The organism is Methylophaga sp. F7 (genome assembly GCF_056863975.1).
Genome location: NZ_CM166511.1, coordinates 1,049,062 through 1,068,257, shown reverse-complemented (window position 1 = coordinate 1,068,257; position 19,196 = coordinate 1,049,062). Strand labels below are relative to the sequence as shown.

Annotated in this window: 19 protein-coding genes and 3 riboswitches; of the genes, 7 read left to right on the top strand and 12 right to left on the bottom strand. The window is 42.3% G+C overall.

Translation table 11 applies throughout. The features are described from left to right. Positions 1–10: 10 nt before the first annotated feature. Positions 11–96: riboswitch (cyclic di-GMP riboswitch) on the bottom strand. A 328-nt stretch (positions 97–424) separates the two neighbouring features. The 7 genes from AC08OG_RS05480 to galE all read right to left on the bottom strand — a co-directional run bounded on the left by AC08OG_RS05480 (position 425) and on the right by galE (position 6,468). Further along, positions 425–949, bottom strand: a complete 525-nt coding sequence (locus tag AC08OG_RS05480; RefSeq protein WP_292402212.1) for a hypothetical protein — start codon at positions 947–949, stop codon at positions 425–427. Between the two features lie 28 nt (positions 950–977). Beyond that, positions 978–1,062, bottom strand: a riboswitch (cyclic di-GMP riboswitch). A gap of 236 nt (positions 1,063–1,298) precedes the next feature. Beyond that, positions 1,299–1,808 (bottom strand): hypothetical protein, encoded by a 510-nt coding sequence (locus AC08OG_RS05475; protein ID WP_292402210.1) that lies wholly within the window; start codon positions 1,806–1,808, stop codon positions 1,299–1,301. A 29-nt stretch (positions 1,809–1,837) separates the two neighbouring features. Continuing rightward, a riboswitch (cyclic di-GMP riboswitch) is annotated at positions 1,838–1,916 on the bottom strand. Between the two features lie 192 nt (positions 1,917–2,108). Beyond that, positions 2,109–3,512, bottom strand: coding sequence for an undecaprenyl-phosphate glucose phosphotransferase (locus tag AC08OG_RS05470; protein WP_292402207.1), 1,404 nt, complete (start codon positions 3,510–3,512; stop codon positions 2,109–2,111). A 28-nt stretch (positions 3,513–3,540) separates the two neighbouring features. Further along, entirely contained in the window at positions 3,541–4,941 is a 1,401-nt protein-coding gene (locus AC08OG_RS05465) for a mannose-1-phosphate guanylyltransferase/mannose-6-phosphate isomerase (RefSeq protein WP_482930238.1), read from the bottom strand. A gap of 26 nt (positions 4,942–4,967) precedes the next feature. Then, positions 4,968–5,117, bottom strand: coding sequence for a hypothetical protein (locus tag AC08OG_RS05460; protein ID WP_292402199.1), 150 nt, complete (start codon positions 5,115–5,117; stop codon positions 4,968–4,970). 115 nt (positions 5,118–5,232) lie between these two features. Continuing rightward, entirely contained in the window at positions 5,233–5,382 is a 150-nt protein-coding gene (locus AC08OG_RS05455; RefSeq protein ID WP_292355559.1) for a hypothetical protein, read from the bottom strand. Positions 5,383–5,487: 105 nt separating this feature from the next. Beyond that, positions 5,488–6,468, bottom strand: coding sequence for a UDP-glucose 4-epimerase GalE (gene galE / locus AC08OG_RS05450; RefSeq protein ID WP_482930237.1), 981 nt, complete (start codon positions 6,466–6,468; stop codon positions 5,488–5,490). A 247-nt stretch (positions 6,469–6,715) separates the two neighbouring features. Between galE and galU (AC08OG_RS05445) the strand changes: the two genes are divergently transcribed. Beyond that, positions 6,716–7,573: a UTP--glucose-1-phosphate uridylyltransferase GalU gene (gene galU, locus AC08OG_RS05445; RefSeq protein ID WP_292355556.1), complete on the top strand. Its 858-nt coding sequence runs from the start codon at positions 6,716–6,718 to the stop codon at positions 7,571–7,573. A 350-nt stretch (positions 7,574–7,923) separates the two neighbouring features. On the opposite strand, the gene AC08OG_RS05440 is transcribed toward galU (AC08OG_RS05445), so the two are convergent. Further along, entirely contained in the window at positions 7,924–8,964 is a 1,041-nt protein-coding gene (locus AC08OG_RS05440; RefSeq protein WP_482930236.1) for a beta-alanine-activating enzyme beta-propeller domain-containing protein, read from the bottom strand. Between the two features lie 215 nt (positions 8,965–9,179). Further along, positions 9,180–9,545 carry a hypothetical protein gene (locus tag AC08OG_RS05435; RefSeq protein ID WP_482930235.1) on the bottom strand — a complete coding sequence of 122 codons (366 nt, stop codon included), beginning with the start codon at positions 9,543–9,545 and terminating at the stop codon, positions 9,180–9,182. Positions 9,546–10,423: 878 nt separating this feature from the next. Here AC08OG_RS05435 and AC08OG_RS05430 point away from each other — a divergent pair. From AC08OG_RS05430 to galU (AC08OG_RS05410), 5 genes are all read left to right on the top strand, one after another. Continuing rightward, the gene (locus AC08OG_RS05430) at positions 10,424–12,187 is read left to right on the top strand and encodes an HAD-IIB family hydrolase (protein ID WP_292402184.1); all 1,764 of its coding nucleotides are present in this window, start codon (positions 10,424–10,426) and stop codon (positions 12,185–12,187) included. A 17-nt stretch (positions 12,188–12,204) separates the two neighbouring features. After that, positions 12,205–13,428, top strand: coding sequence for a glycosyltransferase family protein (locus tag AC08OG_RS05425; protein WP_292355549.1), 1,224 nt, complete (start codon positions 12,205–12,207; stop codon positions 13,426–13,428). 8 nt (positions 13,429–13,436) lie between these two features. Beyond that, entirely contained in the window at positions 13,437–14,621 is a 1,185-nt protein-coding gene (locus tag AC08OG_RS05420) for an alpha-amylase family glycosyl hydrolase (protein WP_482930234.1), read from the top strand. Positions 14,622–14,707: 86 nt separating this feature from the next. Further along, a complete protein-coding gene (locus AC08OG_RS05415) occupies positions 14,708–15,187 on the top strand; it encodes a hypothetical protein (RefSeq protein ID WP_482930233.1) in 480 nt (159 codons plus the stop codon). 36 nt (positions 15,188–15,223) lie between these two features. Next, entirely contained in the window at positions 15,224–16,072 is an 849-nt protein-coding gene (galU, locus tag AC08OG_RS05410; protein ID WP_292355545.1) for a UTP--glucose-1-phosphate uridylyltransferase GalU, read from the top strand. 157 nt (positions 16,073–16,229) lie between these two features. On the opposite strand, the gene AC08OG_RS05405 is transcribed toward galU (AC08OG_RS05410), so the two are convergent. The 3 genes from AC08OG_RS05405 to AC08OG_RS05395 form a co-directional block, all read right to left on the bottom strand. Beyond that, complete coding sequence (locus tag AC08OG_RS05405; RefSeq protein ID WP_292411213.1) at positions 16,230–16,400, bottom strand: hypothetical protein; 171 nt, start codon at positions 16,398–16,400, stop codon at positions 16,230–16,232. Between the two features lie 121 nt (positions 16,401–16,521). Further along, the gene (gene lexA, locus AC08OG_RS05400; protein ID WP_292355543.1) at positions 16,522–17,124 is read right to left on the bottom strand and encodes a transcriptional repressor LexA; all 603 of its coding nucleotides are present in this window, start codon (positions 17,122–17,124) and stop codon (positions 16,522–16,524) included. A 1,020-nt stretch (positions 17,125–18,144) separates the two neighbouring features. Beyond that, positions 18,145–18,282, bottom strand: a complete 138-nt coding sequence (locus tag AC08OG_RS05395) for a hypothetical protein (protein WP_292355541.1) — start codon at positions 18,280–18,282, stop codon at positions 18,145–18,147. A gap of 19 nt (positions 18,283–18,301) precedes the next feature. Between AC08OG_RS05395 and AC08OG_RS05390 the strand changes: the two genes are divergently transcribed. Next, a complete protein-coding gene (locus tag AC08OG_RS05390) occupies positions 18,302–19,192 on the top strand; it encodes a pyruvate, water dikinase regulatory protein (RefSeq protein ID WP_292355538.1) in 891 nt (296 codons plus the stop codon). Positions 19,193–19,196 lie beyond the last annotated feature (4 nt).

Below are 19,196 nucleotides of genomic sequence, written 5' to 3'. Positions count from 1 at the left end.
AAAAATTAAGCAATGCAACCCGGCCATCTTCAAAACCCAGCCAGAAGATCCGTGGCTTTCCGACCTTACCTCACGGTAAGTTTGGCAACAAAAACAGAAACAGAAACAACATTGTCTCTGAACTTTTTATCTCCAAGAAATATCTCGGTGATGATTAAACACTACTACTTCATTTGCATGATTGAAATTGTACTATGGTACTAGTGACAAATTTATTGCAAAAAAATTATATATTTCAGGCTGATTATAGCTGATTTTCTTTTTCTCACAATATCCATATTTAATGAACTTTATAACAATATTCTATTGGTTGTCCCACTTCATGCTGTGAATAATAGCTAACTGAATCAAGTACATAACTGCAAAAAAAGGGAGCCGAAGCTCCCTTTTCTTAAAACTAACAATATTGTTAACTCATTTGGTGTTATGCAACCACTGTTTTCCGTGCTTGACGGCGTATACCGAAGAAGCCTAACAGTGCTGGTGCAAACAACCACAATGCAGCTGGTACTGGTACTGCAGAGATTGACAGGTCATATTTCAAAATACCTGAAGTGGCATTAAGAATATCTACTGCAAAATATGAACCTGCAGTCAAAATGGCAGTAAAGATAAAGTCACCAGTGATATTAAAAATAGTTGGAAAACCAACATAATTACCACCAGGGCCAGAAACCAGACCAAAAGCCAATTGAGCTGAATCCAAGCTTGTTGAAGGATTAAATGACCACTCAACTCTTACAGGAGTATCAACATCAGTTGTAACATCAAACAATGATTCCCAAGAACCAGAATTAGCAACAGTACCACCAGCAAGCACAGTGCTGTTGTTATTTAAACTGATTTCTTGAGTCGCACCATTTGATCCGACAGTTGATAAACTCAATGTAGCCGCATTAGCACTAACTGAGAACAATAAAGCTATACAAAATAGCATCGCATTTTTCATCGTAATTTCCTTTAATTGAAAAATTAAGCAATGCAACCCAGCCATCTTCAAATAATACCTGAAGACCCGTGGCTTTCCGACCTTGCCTCATGACAAGTTTGGCGATTTAAAATAGGAACCATTTCCGTTCCCAACAAATAAAGCCACTTAGAAACAGCTCTCAAGTGACGGTTGAACAATACTGTTAATTTGTTACAAATAATGAGCCCTGCAACACAAAATTTAGCTGGATTAACTCAAATCTTTAATCAAATGTGAATTGATTCACAGTGTTTACAATGGTTTTGCAATTTAAGGAAAGGAACAAAGCTCCTTTCCTCAAGTAAGCAGGAATTCAATACGTTTAAAATTAAGCTGTAGCAGATTTAAGTGCTCTACGACGTAAGCCGAAAAAACCCATTAATGCTGGAGCCATTAACCACAATGCAGCTGGAATCGGAACAGCTGATGGTGAAATTGACAGGTCATACTTCAATATATTTGAGGTTGCGTTCAAAATAGCAACAAGATATGTCGTACCAGCTGTCATGGAAGCATTGAAAATAAAGTCACTACTAATATTAAACATTTGTAATGGGCCTCCCACTTCACCAAAAGCAAGTTGGGCGGAACCAAGGCTAGTAGTAGGGTTGAATGACCATTCAATAACTACGGGTGTATCAGCATCTGTAGTTGCGTTAAAAGCTGAACTCCAAAGGCCGCGAGCAGCAACAAAACCACCAGCAAGCACAGTGCTGTTATTGTTTAGATCGACGTTTTGGGTTGCTCCAATAGAACCAGTACCTGTTAACGATAAGGTAGCTGCATTGACGTTAATCGAGAACAACAAGGCTGCAAAAAATAGCATTGATTTTTTCATAATTTTTTCCTTTTGATGAAAAAATGAAACAATGCAACCTGGCGATCTTAACTTTAAAGACCCATGGCTTTCCGACCTCACCTCACGGTAAGTTAGGCTAGATTGTCGGGAACAACATTGAACCCGAAATGATTGACTCCCAGATGTTTCTCTCAGCCGACATTTCTGATATGCGCATTACCTATCGTGTCGATAGATAACTCAGTCAAAGGAATTGCAATTGAGTTTTAATCTTAGGAACGAGTTTAAATTTTTTGTTGGCTAGACAGCGATGTCATACCGAAAATTTAACTCTGGACATTAATATACATCCTTTCCAACAAAACCTCTAGTGATCGTTAATAAAATAATTTTCAGATCAAGAAGCAATGTCCAGGTTTGAATATACTGTAGATCATATTTGATACGCCCTTCCATTTTATCCAGCGTATCCGTCTCTCCACGAAAACCATTTATCTGGGCAAGACCGGTAATACCAGGCTTAACCTTATGCCGAAGCATATACCCTTGGATTTTCGCTCTATATTCTTCATTGTGCGCTACAGCATGTGGCCTTGGGCCAACGATTGACATAGAACCGCCTAACGAATTGAAGAATTGTGGTAATTCATCAAGTGAAGTTCTTCGTAAAATTTTGCCAAAATGCGTGACCCTTTGATCGTTCTTTTGGGCTTGAATGACCTTATCCCCATCTTCAGCAACTGTCATGGTACGAAACTTCCAGACTTTTATTTTTTCACCATCCATTCCATAACGTGTCTGTTTAAAAAACACAGGACCTTTGGAAGTCGCTTTAATGCCAATGGCTATCAATAACATCGGAATGGCTATCAGACACAGTATCAAAAAACTCAAAACAATATCTTCAATGCGTTTGATTGCACTATCAATACCGGCAAAGGGTGTCTCATAAATGCTGATTGCCGTTATTCCCTGATAATCCACCCATCTGGAGTTAAGCAGATTAAAAGTAAACAAATCGGGTACCAAATAAACCGAAGCGGTAGTATCAGCAAGCTTTTCAGTAATCAAACGAATACGGGCTTCAGCTGCCAAAGATAATGTAATAAAGACAATGTCGATTTTTCCTGTACGGCAATCTCTTATTAAGTCTTCGATACTGCCAAGGACAGTCGCTGCATTTTCTTCTAAACGACGATTTGGGGCAGGTTTACGATCATCGTAGAAACCACTGAAACGGTAACCTGTCCATTCCATTTCATCAAAGGATTTTTCCAGTCGATAACCAAGCTTCGTCGCTCCTACGATAGCCACGCGACGGGTATTTAACCCCTTGGATCGCATTATTCCAAGCACCATTCGAACGATGGCATGCCAGGAAATCAACTCGATAGGTGTAGCGATTATCCAGATCAATATGAAAGGTGTTGCATAGGTTTGTTCATTAATGACAATCAGTTCGATAGCCACCAATACCGCGATACTCGTACCCCAGGAAAATAATACTGCAGTAACCTCGTCCCTTAGATACGTCCCGCGCCATGAACGATAGGCATCCTGTGATTCGGCAAAGAAGTGAAAAAGAATAATTGAAAATAATAAAGACCAGACATGCTTTGGTTGCCATTCAATAGCAAACAAATCCATTAAAGCCAGAAAGGTTACTAATATAATGGCACTATCAATTAGCCTTGAAATAGCATTAATTTTTGAGTCGTAATGTCTGATTTTTCCTTGCGCCATAATTGTCCTTAGGCCATCTCTTATTCTGTTATTTACGGTTATAGGTATCTTGAAGCCTGATAATGTCGTCTTCTTCAAGGTAGGCGCCGGATTGTACCTCAATGATTTCCAAAGGGACTCGTCCAGGATTACGTAAACGATGCACACTTCCAAGAGGAATAAATGTTGATTCGTTTTCGCCCAGTAACATGACCTCATCATCCCGTGTGACTTCAGCGGTTCCACTTACCACTACCCAGTGTTCAGCACGATGGTAATGCATTTGCAATGACAAAGATGCGCCCGGGTTCACCAATATGCGCTTGACTTGAAATCGGTCACCCATATCAACAGAGTCGTAATTGCCCCATGGGCGATAACATTTACGATGGGTTATAACTTCTTTACGGTTTTGGCGGGTCAGTTCTTCAACGATTGTTTTAACTTTTTGTGCCTGATCTTTATGCGCCACCATGACAGCATCATGTGTTTCAACAACAATCACATCGTCCAGGCCTAACACCGTCACCAGACGATTTTCGCTATGAATATAGGCGTTATGAACATTTTCAACTAGAACATCGCCGATCAACACATTCTGATCAGCATCACGGGTGAAAGCTTCCCATAAAGAAGACCATGAACCGACATCACTCCAGCCCGCATCGAGTGGAACAACCATAGCTTTATCGGTTTTTTCCATAACCGCGTAATCAATTGAGTCACTCGGACTTTGCTCAAAAAACTGCGGATCAACACGGACAAAATCGAGATCGATTACCGCTTTTTCAAGGGATTGTTTACAGGAAGACAACATCTCAGGAGAAAAGCGTGCGAGCTCTTTGATATATGCGGAGGCTTTAAACAAAAACATCCCACTGTTCCAGAAAAAGTTTCCGGCAGACAGGTAGGACTCTGCTGTAGCCAAATCCGGTTTTTCGATAAAACGTTTTACTGAACTGGGTTTCGACTTTTCTTCTGCTTCAATATAACCATAGCCGGTGTGAGCAGATTGTGGCTGAATACCGAAAGTAACCAGCTTATCTTGTTCAGCCAGTATCCGTGCTTGTTCAATAGCCTTATGAAAAGCAGTGACATCCGAAATAAGATGATCTGCAGCTAATATTAACAGTAACGGATCTTCGCCGTTATCCATGGCCTTTAATGCTGCCAGAGCAATCGCTGGAGCGGTATTACGAGCACAGGGTTCAAGAATAATGCCTTTAGCATCCAGACCAATCTCCTGAAGCTGTTCAGCTACCATGAAACGATGCTCGTTATTGCAAACAATTAACGGAGCTTCCAGAGAATCCAAGCCATTTAAACGAGTAAGCGTGCTTTGAAACATCGATGAATCGTTAAACAAGGTCAAAAACTGTTTAGGCTTATTTTTCCGTGATAATGGCCATAAACGGCTTCCGGAACCACCGGATAAAATTACTGGAATCATCTCAAGTCTTCCTCACAAGGATTTGTTTATCTTTCATAGCCACCGCTGCTGGAGGCTATTTTTTTGTCCAACAAGGCGGAAATGATGCGATGCAGTTGTTCTACATAAGTCATTTCCAACGCAGTGGGACGGAAAAATAGTCCCAGCCCTTTGGGTTGAGGCTGAAAATGCACCACTCTTCGTTGCTCGTCGTTTATTTAGAGTCACTAAACTGCTCTCCTCGCGCCTTGATTGGTACATTTTCAGTCACAACAGAGGTGGCTATGAAAAATAAACAATTCTAGGGTCTTTTTATCTTTCATAGCCACCACTGCTGGAGGCTGTTTTTTTGTCCAACAAGGCGGAAATGATGCGATGTAGTTGTTCTACATAAATCATTTCCAACGCAGTGGGACGGAAAAATAGTCCCAGCCCTTCGGGTTGAGGCTGAAAATACACCACTCTTCGTTGCTCGTCGTTTATTTAGAGTCACTAAACTGCTCTCCTCGCGCCTTGAGTGGTGTATTTTCAGTCACAACAGAGGTGGCTATGAAAGATAAAAAGACCCTAAAATCTTTCATTTTGATGCCAAGCCCATGCTGTTTCGATAATTGATTCAATGTCCGTAAATGCAGGCTGCCATCCCAGAGTTTTTCTTGCCACTGATGAATCTGCTACCAGAACTGATGGATCGCCAGCTCTTGGGGGTTCAATCGTAAAAGCGATATCGTGCTGAGCTACTTGCTTGGCTGCTTCAATTACTTGCAGAACACTAAAGCCATTACCATTGCCCAGATTGAAAGCAAAGGCACCATCATGCTGTTGTAAATATTCTCCTGCCAGAATATGGGCTGAAGCCAAATCGTTTACATGAATATAATCCCGAATGCAGGTGCCATCAGGTGTTGGATAATTATCACCAAACACTTTTAATGTTGATGTTTTGCCGGCAATGGCAGATTTAAGAATATTAGGAATTAAATGTGTTTCAGGTTCGTGACGTTCGCCGATTTCGCCGTCCGGATCTGCGCCACAGGCATTAAAATAGCGTAATGCCACAGACTTTATACCATATGCATGATGATAATCCCCCAACACATCCTCAATCATTTTCTTTGATTGGCCATAAGGATTTATCGGCATACGGGAGTGCTGCTCATCTATTAATTCTTGCTCAGGCATGCCAAATACGGCGGCAGTAGACGAGAACACAAGTTTATCGTGTCCGGTTGCTACCATTGCATCCAACAGGTTTAAGGTACCAGCAACATTATTTCGGTAATATAACGCCGGATTTTGTACTGATTCACCAACCAGTGACTTGGCACAAAAATGCATTATCAGATCAAATGGTCCTGCATCCTGCAAAATACTGAGCAGTGCTTCGGCATCCAGAATATCGGCTTCAATGAATTGACTCCAGCGAACCGCTTCTCGATGACCAGTGCTAAGGTTATCTAATACCACCGTTTGATGATTCTTTAAGGCCAATGCCTTGCATATATGCGATCCAATGTAACCTGCACCGCCCAGTACTAAAACTTTCATTTTTATTCCTTGTTGCACCCAAAAACATTGAAATCCACCTAGGCAGAATTCATAGACCTCTTTGCCCGAACTTTAAAAAGGATTTTTTTGAGCGAAACTAAATAGTAATGTTTAACCTTTACAATATATCAGTCCAACTATGACTTATCTAATGTTGTTTAACTATGGAGTTCTTGAACTTCACAGGCAATTACTTTAGCTTAACGTCATCTCTTTTTTCCACAACAGTTTGATAAGGATCTCGTCAATGGCTGTAAAAAGTCTTATAAGAAAATGTTTATTCCCTGCGGCAGGTTATGGCACACGATTTCTTCCTGCAACGAAAGCAATGCCCAAAGAAATGTTACCCATTGTCAGTAAGCCTTTGATTCAATATGGTGTTGAAGAAGCCATGGAGGCAGGCATTTCACAAATTGGTTTTATAACTGGCCGTGGTAAACGAGCCATTGCTGATCATTTCGACACCAGTTTTGAACTGGAACATCAAATTAAAGGCACCTCAAAAGAAAAATTTCTCGATGATATTCGTTATCTGATGGATAACTGTGAATTTGTATTTATGCGCCAACGGGAAATGTTAGGTTTGGGTCATGCCATCCTTACCGGCGAACCGATGATTGGCAATGAACCATTTGCAGTTATTCTGGCTGACGATTTATGCGCCAAGCCAACGGAAGGTGGTGAACGTGCATTGAGTCAATTGGTTGCATTATATGAACGTTATCAGTGCAGCATCGTCGCGATTGAGGAAGTCCCTGCTGATGAAACCCATAGCTATGGTGTCATTTCCGGTGATGAAATCGCTCCGGGTATTTATCAAATTAAAGACATGGTTGAAAAACCCAAACCTGAAGAGGCCCCCAGCAATCTGGCGATTATCGGACGCTATATTCTGACGCCGGAGATTTTTGAATATCTGCGTAAAACCAAACCCGGCACCAATGGTGAAGTTCAAATAACCGATGCCCTGCGCTTGCTGGCACAGGATCGTCTAGTATTAGCCGTAAAATTCAAAGGTCAACGTTTTGATTGTGGCAGCGTAGAAGGTTTTGTTGAAGCCACCAATTATTACTACGAACATGAGCATTTGAATAAATCAGCGTAAGGCTTGGGCTTGTTGATCTTTCATATCCACCACTGCTGGCGGCTATTTTTTCGTTCTACAAGGCGGAAATGATTTGATGTAGTTGTTCTACATAAATCATTTTCAACGAAGTTGGGCGGAAAAATAGCCCCAGCCCTTCGGGTTGGGGCTGAAAATGCACCACTCCGTGTTGCTCGTCGTTTACTTAGAATGACTACAAAAACGCCGGGACAAGCAATGTTCCAGACATTGCTTTTGCATACACTCCATCCATCGAGATAAACGTTTTTGAGCGTAAGCCCCAAAGGGGTGAGATACATGGATGTATCTCACAAACTGCTCTCCTCGCGCCTTGATTGGTGCATTTTCAGTCACAACAGAGGCGGAGATGAAGGATCAATAAGCCCTAATAAATCTCCATCATCACTGCTTATATAAAGTATTCCATTATCTACAAACGGTGATGCAAATATGGCCCATCCTGAATCGAGACGCCATTTTTGCTCACCGTTATTTATATCAAGCGCATAAAGATACCCATCCATTGCACCAATATAGACTTGGTCACCTGCGATAGCTGGCGATGAAAAGACCGTTGCCTGAGCATCAAATTGCCAGAATGGTTCACCACTTTCTTTATTTAAGGCGAACACCCGGCCATCAGTGGCAGCGAAGATGATTTGCTGATCTTTCAAAGCGGCTGAGGCAAATAGTCGTGAACCCGATTCAAAGTTCCATACCGACTGACCTGTTTCAAGATCAACAGCAAACAACACCCCGGCATCGTTGCCAACATAGAGCATGTTGTCATCGCTAGCGATCACTGGAGAAGCATCAATCGGAGCACCGGTATCCAGAGTCCATAACACCTCCCCGTCCATCGATACGGCATATAACAGACCATCATCACTACCGAAATAAAGCGTATCGCCATGTCTTGCCGCTGACGAATCAACATGACCGCCGGTTTTAATGCGCCATTTCAATTCGCCACTATGCCTGTCGATGGCATAAAAGAAATGATCCAGGCTGCCAACAAGCACCAGGTCGTTGGTAATTAAAGGAGAAGCAAACACCTTATCCTGTGTTTCAAAAGCCCACAGGAAACTGCCGCTGTATTTATTGAGGGCATAGATATTCTTATCATCACTTCCAAATATGATTTGTTCCTCAGCAACGGCCGGTGTTGAAAAGATCCCCGCCTGAGTGACAAATCGCCATTTTTCTTCGCCCGTCTGATTATTCAACGCCAGCATCAAGCCATCAAAACGTCCGGAAAATATCAGGTTACCGCTACTGACTGGCGAGGATGAGGCACCTACTTCTGCATGATAACGCCAGAGAATTTCGGGTTTTGTCTGTGGTCCTGTCGTTTGGAAATTTCCGCTGCGCTGTATATCAGCTCTGAACATGGCTGAAGATTCGGTTTCCGTTTTTTCCGAACACGCTGACAGGATAAACAATAGGCATAGCCCAATGAAAGGTAATGAAACGTTTGAAAAAAGGTTCGGCGCATTGTTCAGTGTTCTTGAATTAAAAATTATGAGTAACCATACCAACACTTCAACCACTAAATGGCTAGCGTTTTGGATTAATTAAAAGATTATAGCCTATGCTCTAGGGCTTGTTATTCGGATAAACGGTCTGATCCGATTGGATAACCAGTTCGATCCTTCACCTGCAGAATACGTTGCTTCATGTCTTCTTTAGTGGCGGTAAAAACGTATGGTGCCAGTTCTCGAAGACCTCCCTGAATATAGGGAGAAATCTCTTGATTCTCCAGAAAGAGTTCTGTTCGGACTTCACAAATTCGCTTAATTCCGTCACGAAAGCCGGCCACACTGTCAGCGGGTCGACGATCTTCACCTAATGTCCAGCCACGACTTTGCCACTCCTGATAACAATCTTTGATCAGACTTTGAGAGTTTTGCATATCGGCAGCAATGACTGGGGATGAAACCATTAAAAAGAGATAAACACTGATTCGATTCATTCGGACAAACTCGCTTTGTTACTCAAACGTATTAGGGCTTGTTTATCTTTCATATCCACCACTGCTGGCCGAGATGAAAGATAAACAAGCCATAGTATTGACCAACAATGAGTTAGGAAAAATTCCTTTGTTGAGCACTTGGGTCAGTTGATCTTTCAGAGATACTTTTTCTGGAGTTTAATTTTGTACAACGTGGTTAGAAAAGATCTACAGCCCTGGAGATGCGCTGCTGAGGTGCACGACTGCTGTTTTGTGGTGCGAAAAATGGACTTAAATTTTTTGATAAATTCATAAGTCATTGTTTTTATTGTAACTACAATCTTGGCATCCTTCATGCAATAACACAATTGTAGTTTTCTTCAGTGCATGTTCGTTCTCTCTCGCTGCGTGCTGAGCTTTGGGTAAACCTTCGGGTTTACCCTTTTTTTTGCCCTTTTGTTATTCTCTAAAATTTTAATGGTTTTAAAATGTTTCATCACAAAACCAAGTAAATTTTTCCACTCAAAGCTGTCTTTGTGGAAAAACTTCTACTAATTCTTCGTAACAATCATCTGATCTAGGAAGTTTACATTTATCTTAGCCTTCGGCTTTAGTTCATCAAGATGGCTTTATCGTTAGGGTTGAGGCTGAAAATGCACCACTCTGCGTTTATTTAGAATGACCATAAAAACGCCGGGAGTGTTTTTGGGCTCAAGCCCCAAAAGGGTGAGATACATGGATGTATCTCACAAAATGCTCTGCTCGCGACTTAATTGGCACATTTTCAGTCATAACAGAGGTGGCTATGAAAGAGCAACAGGCCCTAGTGTGAATGGAGTTTTTCACTATCCCGGTATGAAACTTGCGTCAGGCTGATTTAATATCGATTGGAACAGGCAATGGTGATGGTCAATCCCTCTACAAACATTCAGAATTTCCTGAGCGCGCATCAGCTCTCAGCTAAATATGCTCAACAGATTGATCACTGGTTTTCAGACATTACTGATGATTTTATATTGCACCAAAAAAGAGCGAAGCGCCCTATAATCATCGGCATTCATGGTGCGCAAGGGTCCGGAAAAAGTACCTTAGCCGAATGTCTGGTGCAGTTACTCATCACTAAACACCATCAGACTGCCATTGCCCTCTCTCTCGATGACTTTTATCTCACCCATCAGCAACGCATTGATTTAGCGAATTCAGTTCATCCTTTATTAGCGACTCGTGGGGTGCCGGGAACACATGATATTGAACTGGCATTGACGACCCTCGATAAATTGCTCTCGGAAAGAAAAAACATTGCGATTCCACGGTTTGATAAAGCGCATGATGATCGATTTCCTGTAGAACAATGGCCGGTATTAGAGGCTGCGCCCAAGTTTATTATTCTGGAAGGCTGGTGCATGGGGGCCTGTCCACAATCGGATGAATTGTTAACGCTGCCGGTAAATGCTTTGGAACATAATGATGATCCAGATGCCTATTGGCGACGTTATGTGAATCAAAAGCTGGAACAGGACTACCCTGCCCTTTTTCAGCGCGTTGATAGCTGGATCATGCTTAAGGCCCCTAATTTTGATTGCGTTTATAACTGGCGACTGGAACAGGAAGAAAAACTGCAACAAACAGCAGCTACAGTAAGCAACAAAATTATGACTGCTGAGGATATTTCGCGTTTTATTCAGTATTACCAACGTATCACTCAACATTGTCTGGAAACTTTACCGGAGCAAATGGATTATGTTTTTGAACTCAATATGGAAAGAGAAATTGTGGCCTTGAAACGTCCGAAAAAATCGCCTCCTTCAGTTACCTGCCCCAAAGCATCCTTACTGGTTTTTACTGATTTGGATGGCAGTCTTCTGGATCATCATAACTACCGGCATGATGAGGCGGATCCCGTGTTACAAAATCTCAAACAGTTACAAATCCCGCTGATTCCGGTCAGTAGCAAAACCCAGTCGGAAATTGAACAGATAAATGTTTCTCTGGATAACCCTCATCCTTTTATCTGTGAAAATGGCGCCGCTATTTTTATTCCGGTTGATTATTTTCCTGAGCAACCAGCCGATACCAAAACAAGTGGTCAATATTGGGTAAAAGAATTTGTTCAGCCCCGCGCACATTGGCAGTCGATTATCAAATCAGTGAAACCTTTATTTAGTGATGATTTCACTACATTTGCGCAGGCAGGTATAGATGGCATCATTGCCATGACCGGCCTGGATGTTCATGCAGCTGCGCGTGCTGCCAGAAGACAATATGGCGAAGCGCTGGCCTGGCATGGCAATCCCGGTAAACAAAAACAATTTATTGAAGAAGTCCGTAAACGGGGCGCCCAGGTATTAATCGGTGGCCGCTTTTTACACGTTTCTGGTCAGTGCGACAAAGGTCGTGCTATCGAATGGCTTAAACAGGTTTACGAACATTTTTGCCCGGATAAACGCTTTACCAGCCTGGCGATTGGAGACAGTCAAAATGATGTGGCCATGCTGGAAACAGCCGACATGGCCCTCTTGATCCCTTCACCGGTAAATTCATTACCCAAATTAACTCGCCATCATGATGTTATGAAGGCAACACATTGCGGCCCAAGAGGTTGGGCTGAAGGCGTACAACAAGTCTTGAAGCAGCTCCATATAAGCACAGCAATAGTGCATTAAAATCACAAGAGGCTCACATGGCAGATTTTCATCAGAACGGTATTATCACAACATTACATAATCTTACGCATCGTCATCTGGCTGATTTAGAGCAGGATCTTGTACATTTCAGTCAACAGCGTCCAATGGGATTATTGCTACCCTCATTATTTTCAGAACTGCAGGGAGAGGCGCTTCCAGCAATTGTTCAACAGTTGAAAACAGTGCCATATTTATCAGAAATTGTGATTGGACTGGATAGAGCCAGTGCTGATGAGTATAAACATGCGTTGAGCTTTTTCGCGGACCTCCCACAACATCATCGGATCATGTGGCACGATGGACCACGGTTAAGTGCTATTGATGCAGAGTTACAGGCCCTGAATCTTGCCCCTCATCAGGCCGGTAAGGGGCGTAATGTCTGGTATTGCATGGGTTATATTTTAGCTTCTGGAAAAGCAGAATCAATTGCCCTGCATGATTGCGACATTACCACCTACAGTACCGAACTGTTGGCTCGACTGATTTATCCTGTTGCCAATCCCATGTTTAATTATGAGTTCTGTAAAGGTTATTACGCCCGGGTCGCCGGCGGGAAAATGAATGGCCGGGTGAATCGTCTATTAATTACCCCCCTGTTACGTGCTCTCAAATCGGTCATGGGACCAAGTGATTATCTGGATTACATGGACAGTTTTCGCTATTCATTGGCCGGTGAGTTTTCGTTTCGCCGTGATGTATTAAACGATATTCGTATTCCCAGCGACTGGGGTCTGGAAATTGGCGTGCTATCAGAAATGCACCGTAATTATGCGAACAACCGTCTATGTCAGGTGGATATTGCTGATATTTACGATCACAAACATCAGGATCTCTCATCCGATGATCAACACAGCGGTTTGTCGAAAATGTCGATAGATATTTCCAAGGCATTATTTCGAAAACTCGCGACCAAAGGCACCGTCTTCAGTCCCGAGCATTTCCGCAGTATTAAAGCGACCTATTATCGGATTGCTCTGGATTTCGTGGAAACCTATCGAAATGATGCGGTGATGAACGGTTTGCAATTTGATATTCATCAGGAAGAAGCCTCTGTGGAAATGTTTGCCCGTAACATCATGGATGCTGGTCAGGCTTTTCTGGACAACCCGATGGAGACGCCATTTATTCCTAGCTGGAATCGTGTGCAAAGTGCCTTACCGGATATCTTCGAGCGAATTTATCAAGCCGTTGAAGAAGATTATCAGGAATTTTCTGCATAAGAATGGTTATGACACAGACATCTGAACGCCCGGCAGTTTTCCAAAATGTGCTTTATCACCTGAACAAGGTGTATGGCGATTTTATTGAACCCAAAGTACTAGCCTCTTTAGCCCATGAATTACTGGCTACTATGCGGGTAAATCCAGATGCACCAGCGCCACAACCGCATCAGAATAAATGGCATGCCTCTGATATCACTATGATTACCTATGGTAATAGCATATTGAAGAATGATGAACCGCCCTTGCAGACACTCAAGCGGTTTCTGGATGATTATTTTGCTGGCTACATTAATAGTGTGCATATCCTGCCGTTTTTTCCTTTTTGCAGTGACGATGGTTTTGCAGTGAAGGATTTTTTCCAGGTAAATCCCGAGTTGGGTGACTGGGAAGATATCAAAGCTATCGCCAAAGATTATCGATTGATGGCAGATCTGGTCATTAATCATGGTTCAAGCAGCAGTCAGTGGTTTAAGAACTTTATTGCCGGGCATGGTGAGGGCCATGATTATTTTTATACCTGTGAGTCTGATACCCCTATTTCTTCAGTGGTTCGTCCACGTACCTCGCCGTTGTTGAGAGAGACTGAGACTGCAGACGGGATTAAAAATGTGTGGTGCACTTTCAGTCATGAGCAGGTGGATTTTGATTTTCGTAACACCGAGGTACTCAAAACCTTTGTAAAGATTATTCGGTTTTATCTGGATCAGGGGATCTGTCTGTTTCGTCTGGATGCTGTGGCTTTTTTATGGAAACAGGCTGGGACCAATTGTCTTAATCTGCCTCAGACACATGAATTGGTCAGGCTATTACGTTTACTGATCGAACAGGCGAAAAGTGATGCCGTCATTATCACGGAAACCAATATCCCAAATCGGGAAAACCTCAGTTATTTCGGTAATGCCAATGAAGCACACTGGATTTATAACTTTTCGTTACCACCGCTTTTATTGAATACACTTTTAACCGGAAATTGCAGTTATTTACGCCAATGGTTAATGAGTATGCCGCCGGCTCAAAACGGCACAGCCTATTTTAACTTTATTGCATCACATGATGGCATTGGTTTAAGGCCCGCAGAGGGTTTATTGACCGATAGTGAAATAGCCTCATTGATTTCCACTATGCAGGGGTTCGGGGGGAAATCTCCTGGCGCGCGGCTGAAAACAATATCAAGAAACCTTATGAAATAAATATTGCGCTATTTGATGCACTACAAGGAACCGTTAAAGGTCCTGATAAATGGCAACAAGAACGGTTTATCTGTGCCCATGCGATTATGCTCGCTCTGGAAGGTATTCCCGGAATCTATATTCATAGCCTGCTAGCCACAGGAAACGACTACAAACGACTTGAACAACATCAACATAACCGCGCCATTAACCGTCATCAATGGGATGATGCGGCCATTCGTGCAGCATTAACGCATACCGCCAATAACCATTATCAGATTTATCATAAAATGACCGAACTGATTAAGCTGCGTATGGAGCAGCCAGCTTTTCATCCCAATGCAACGCAATTTACCTTGCAACTCGGTGATACATTATTTGGCTTCTGGCGACAAAGTATTGATCGTCATCAAAGCATCTTCTGTATATTTAATATCAGTGATCAGCCACAAACATTACGCGTTGCCGATCTCAATCTGGTTGCGACAGATGAATGGCATGATCTCATCAGTGGTCGTGCAACTGACTCCTGGCAAAGTGAAATTCAGCTAACGCCTTATCAGTGCGTATGGTTGAGTAATCGCTGATTTATGCCACCCAATAAAACATAAGGATTATTATTCATGACAGCAAACGTTTCTATCCGTAAATGTCTGTTTCCCGTCGCCGGATATGGGACACGTTTTTTGCCTGCAACCAAGGCAATGCCTAAAGAAATGCTGCCCATTGTTGATAAACCATTAATTCAATATGGTGTTGAAGAAGCGATGGAGGCTGGCCTGCGCAGTATGGGATTTATTACTGGGCGAGGTAAGAGAGCTATTGCAGATCACTTTGATACCAGCTTTGAACTTGAACATCAGATTCAGGGAACCAGTAAAGAATCACATCTGGATGACATTCGTAATGTGATGGATTCCTGTGATTTTATTTTTATGCGTCAACGCGCGATGTTGGGGTTGGGTCATGCCATTTTGACCGGTGAACCAATTATCGGTAATGAAGCTTTCGCAGTCTTGTTGGCAGATGACCTATGTGCAACACCAGAATCAGGTGGCAAACGCGCATTGGGCCAACTGGTTGATCTGTTTCAGAAACACCAGTGTTCCATTGTGGCAATTGAAGAAGTTCCGGCCGAGGCAACAGGTAGCTACGGTGTGATTTCAGGCGATGAAATTGAACCGGATGTATATCGCATTACCGATATGGTAGAAAAACCAAAACCTGAAGATGCTCCCAGTAATCTGGCGATTATCGGCCGTTATGTTCTGACTCCAGATATTTTCGATTATTTACGTAAAACGCCCCCAGGTGCTAACGGTGAAGTGCAAATAACCGATGCTATTCGGGCCATGGCGCAGGATAAACCGGTCCTGGCAGTTAAATTTAAAGGACACCGTTTTGATTGCGGCAGCATCGCCGGTTATGTTGAAGCTACCAATTATTACTTTAATAAGCAGTATGGTTCGTAATTAATTAGTAAACTAGGCCGCTGTTTTTAGCCAGCGGCCCAGGGCTTGTTGATCTTTCATCTCCGCCTCTGTTGTGAGCTGAAAAAGCGTCAATCAAGGCACAAGGAGCGCCTTTTGTGAGATACATCCATGTATCTCACCCCGAAGGGGCTTGCGCTCAAAAACGTTCCTGACGTTTTTGTAGTTGTTCTAAATAAGCGACGAGCAAAACTTCCGCATCCTGCTCACGCCCCTGACCTACATCCTTGTAGGCCACGCAGAGTGGCGCTTTTAAGTCACAACCCGAAGGGCTGGGACTATTTTTGCGGCCGCCTACGTTGTCAATCACTTATGTAGGATGGCTACACTGCGTGCTTTCCGCCTTGTCGGACACAAAAATAGCCGCCAGCAGTGGTGGATATGAAAGATCAACAAGCCCTAGTTCAGTTTTTGGCAACTTTCATCAGTATTCATGGATAGGTGCGTAACTGACCTACCACAACGCCCTGGATGCTGAGTCGCTTTGCATCGATCGTAACAGGCTCAAATTCGTCATTCGCTGGCATTAAGGTAATCGTTCCATCCTGGTTGACCAGCATGGTTTTCAGGGTCGCATCAAAACCATCGACTAAAGCCACAATCATGTCGCCATGTCTGGCCTGCCGGGTTGATTCAATCACCACATAATCGCCCGGCATAATACCTTTGCCAATCATCGATTCACCGCTGATTTTCAGGACATATCTACCCTTGCCTTTAAACATGATGCCAAGATCAATTTCTGATTCGTCGGCTACGGCCTCTATCAATCGGCCTGCTGCAATTTTTCCCATCATGGGGAGAATAAGCGATTGATCGGCCCCCTCCTGCTCAGTTAACTGTAAGCCCCGTGTTCTTCCCGATAATCGCTCCAGATATCCCCCGTCAATCAACGCCTGAATGTATCTGTGCGTGGTGCCTTGTGATTTGATTCCTAACCCTTCGGCAATTTCGGTAACCAAAGGTGCTTCATCATTTTCTTCAATGTAATGGCGAATAAAGTTGAGCGTATCTTGCTGTCTTTTAGTTAACATAAATTTTCCCCTAGCGAGAGAACATACCGAGAAGAGAAAATATAGAGAATCTTCTTCTTAAATACAAGCAAAATCTGTCATTTATCGTGTGTAGTCGCCATATCATTGAAAACGTAGAAAAACAGTTTATTTGAACTGGTATAATCTCCGCGCAAATGATATCGTTTCCAGTTAAAAATGAATTGCTACGAGGTAATCATGTTCAAAAAAATTGATGAATTTTTGATGCAAAAATTTCCACATATCATCTTACTCTTCACCGCTTTCTGGTTGGGGTTAGTGGCTATCGGGTGGTTTTTGTCTAAATAGTTACAACTGCTTTTTAGTGAAAAAAAACAACACTGGTTTGATTTGATCCAGATCAATGTCTTCTAGCCCAGCCAGCACGATAATCAACAACGAAAACTTGTTATTAAGCAACGTTGTTAAGGAGGATTATCATGCACAAGTTAGAAGAATGGCTGATGGAGCACTTCATTGAGTTTATTGTATTTATTTCAGTGGTCTGTATTGGCCTGGTAGCATTTGGTTTATTCATGTCCTGAATAGACCACTCTGTTTATACATTAAAGAGCTGGAGTCTTTAGAGGTAATAATTCCGGTTACAGTTTAGTATCTGATAATAAAACTTAATTTGCTTTATCGGATTGCTGGCTGAAAGATTGTTTCGGGGTCACATCTTTTGTAGGGCCGGGTATCAAAATACTGAATACGTTTCAGTTTACGTTTTGGTGTCTGATGGAATATTGGATGTCCGTTTCAAGCTAAAACAATCAATATCCAGTTTGTTAAAACTTAGTTATTATTCGGCATATTCCATTAAATGCTGAAGCATTTTTTATGCATTAAATAAAACACCTTATTATGCCTCCATTGTCAAATGAACAAATTTGGTGTAACCCTGCCAACGTCCTTTAATAGGCTCTAATACGCCAGTTTTGAAAATACCAGATAACTTTATTTAGCTTTCTGAACGTCGCTAAATCAGCTTTCTAAGTGCAATACTACAGAGTTGAATTTTTAGTGTTCTATCGGTGCAGGATGAACGGCGATACCGGCTGATAAATTACCATACAAAGCGTTACCATCAATTGAGCGAAATTGATATTTGAGCTTATCTCTTCCTGCAACAAACTTTTTGTTGATCAATACAGCCATTTCAGCACATCATTATCTAATGAACGATGTAACCGAAAATAATACTCAACAAATCAGAAACGTATTTTTTGTATCAGATCGGACCGGTTTGACCGCAGAATCGTACGGAAAATGTCTATTGGCGCAATTTCCTGATATTGAATTCGAAACAATTACTCTGGCTTTTGTCGACACTAAAGAAAAAGCTGAGGAAGCACGCGAGCAAATTAATGCGCTTTGTGCCGAATCGCATTTGCCCCCACTGGTTTTCAGCACCTTAGTGAATAACGAAGCCCAAGAGATTATCGAAGACTGTGATGGATTTGTAATCAGTTTATTTCATCAGTTCATCGGTTCGATGGAAAAATTTCTGAATATTGAATCATCACAGAAACTCGGTGTATCGCGAATTTCAATTAGCGATACCACTTATCAGAAACGTCTGGATGCCATAGATTATGCGCTGACGCATGATGATGGTATTCGTCCCGATCAGTATGAAGAATCTGATATCATTTTAGTCGGTGTTTCACGATGTGGTAAAACACCCACCAGTTTGTATTTAGCAATGAACTTCTCCCTCAAAGTGGCTAACTATCCGTTAACCGTTGAAGATTTGGAAGCAGAAGAACTACCTGAGTATCTTAAAATTCATCAACATAAACTTGCCGGCTTAACTATTAAACCGGTGCCGCTGAGTCGAATTCGCCGACAACGCCGCCCTGATAGTAATTATTCCTCTTTGGAAATCTGTCAGGCAGAATTAGACAAAGCGATGATTATGTTTGAGAAAGTGAATATTCCGGTATTTGATACTACAAATACTTCTATTGAGGAAATATCCAGCCGTGTTGTTCGCTCTATGGGCCTCGCGCGTGAGCGCATCCGCGAATCAACCATTACATTTAATAAAACTAAAAATTTAAGGTAGTAGT

Bases quoted from the DNA above. Each gene is read 5' to 3' on its own strand.
- AC08OG_RS05480 (WP_292402212.1), bottom strand. From the start codon at position 949: ATGAAAAATGCGATGCTATTTTGTATAGCTTTATTGTTCTCAGTTAGT.
- AC08OG_RS05475 (WP_292402210.1), bottom strand. From the start codon at position 1,808: ATGAAAAAATCAATGCTATTTTTTGCAGCCTTGTTGTTCTCGATTAAC.
- AC08OG_RS05470 (WP_292402207.1), bottom strand. From the start codon at position 3,512: ATGGCGCAAGGAAAAATCAGACATTACGACTCAAAAATTAATGCTATT.
- AC08OG_RS05465 (WP_482930238.1), bottom strand. From the start codon at position 4,941: ATGATTCCAGTAATTTTATCCGGTGGTTCCGGAAGCCGTTTATGGCCA.
- galE (WP_482930237.1), bottom strand. From the start codon at position 6,468: ATGAAAGTTTTAGTACTGGGCGGTGCAGGTTACATTGGATCGCATATA.
- galU (WP_292355556.1), top strand. From the start codon at position 6,716: ATGGCTGTAAAAAGTCTTATAAGAAAATGTTTATTCCCTGCGGCAGGT.
- AC08OG_RS05440 (WP_482930236.1), bottom strand. From the start codon at position 8,964: ATGTTCAGAGCTGATATACAGCGCAGCGGAAATTTCCAAACGACAGGA.
- AC08OG_RS05435 (WP_482930235.1), bottom strand. From the start codon at position 9,545: ATGAATCGAATCAGTGTTTATCTCTTTTTAATGGTTTCATCCCCAGTC.
- AC08OG_RS05430 (WP_292402184.1), top strand. From the start codon at position 10,424: ATGGTGATGGTCAATCCCTCTACAAACATTCAGAATTTCCTGAGCGCG.
- AC08OG_RS05425 (WP_292355549.1), top strand. From the start codon at position 12,205: ATGGCAGATTTTCATCAGAACGGTATTATCACAACATTACATAATCTT.
- AC08OG_RS05420 (WP_482930234.1), top strand. From the start codon at position 13,437: ATGACACAGACATCTGAACGCCCGGCAGTTTTCCAAAATGTGCTTTAT.
- AC08OG_RS05415 (WP_482930233.1), top strand. From the start codon at position 14,708: ATGCTCGCTCTGGAAGGTATTCCCGGAATCTATATTCATAGCCTGCTA.
- galU (WP_292355545.1), top strand. From the start codon at position 15,224: ATGACAGCAAACGTTTCTATCCGTAAATGTCTGTTTCCCGTCGCCGGA.
- lexA (WP_292355543.1), bottom strand. From the start codon at position 17,124: ATGTTAACTAAAAGACAGCAAGATACGCTCAACTTTATTCGCCATTAC.
- AC08OG_RS05395 (WP_292355541.1), bottom strand. From the start codon at position 18,282: ATGGCTGTATTGATCAACAAAAAGTTTGTTGCAGGAAGAGATAAGCTC.
- AC08OG_RS05390 (WP_292355538.1), top strand. From the start codon at position 18,302: ATGAACGATGTAACCGAAAATAATACTCAACAAATCAGAAACGTATTT.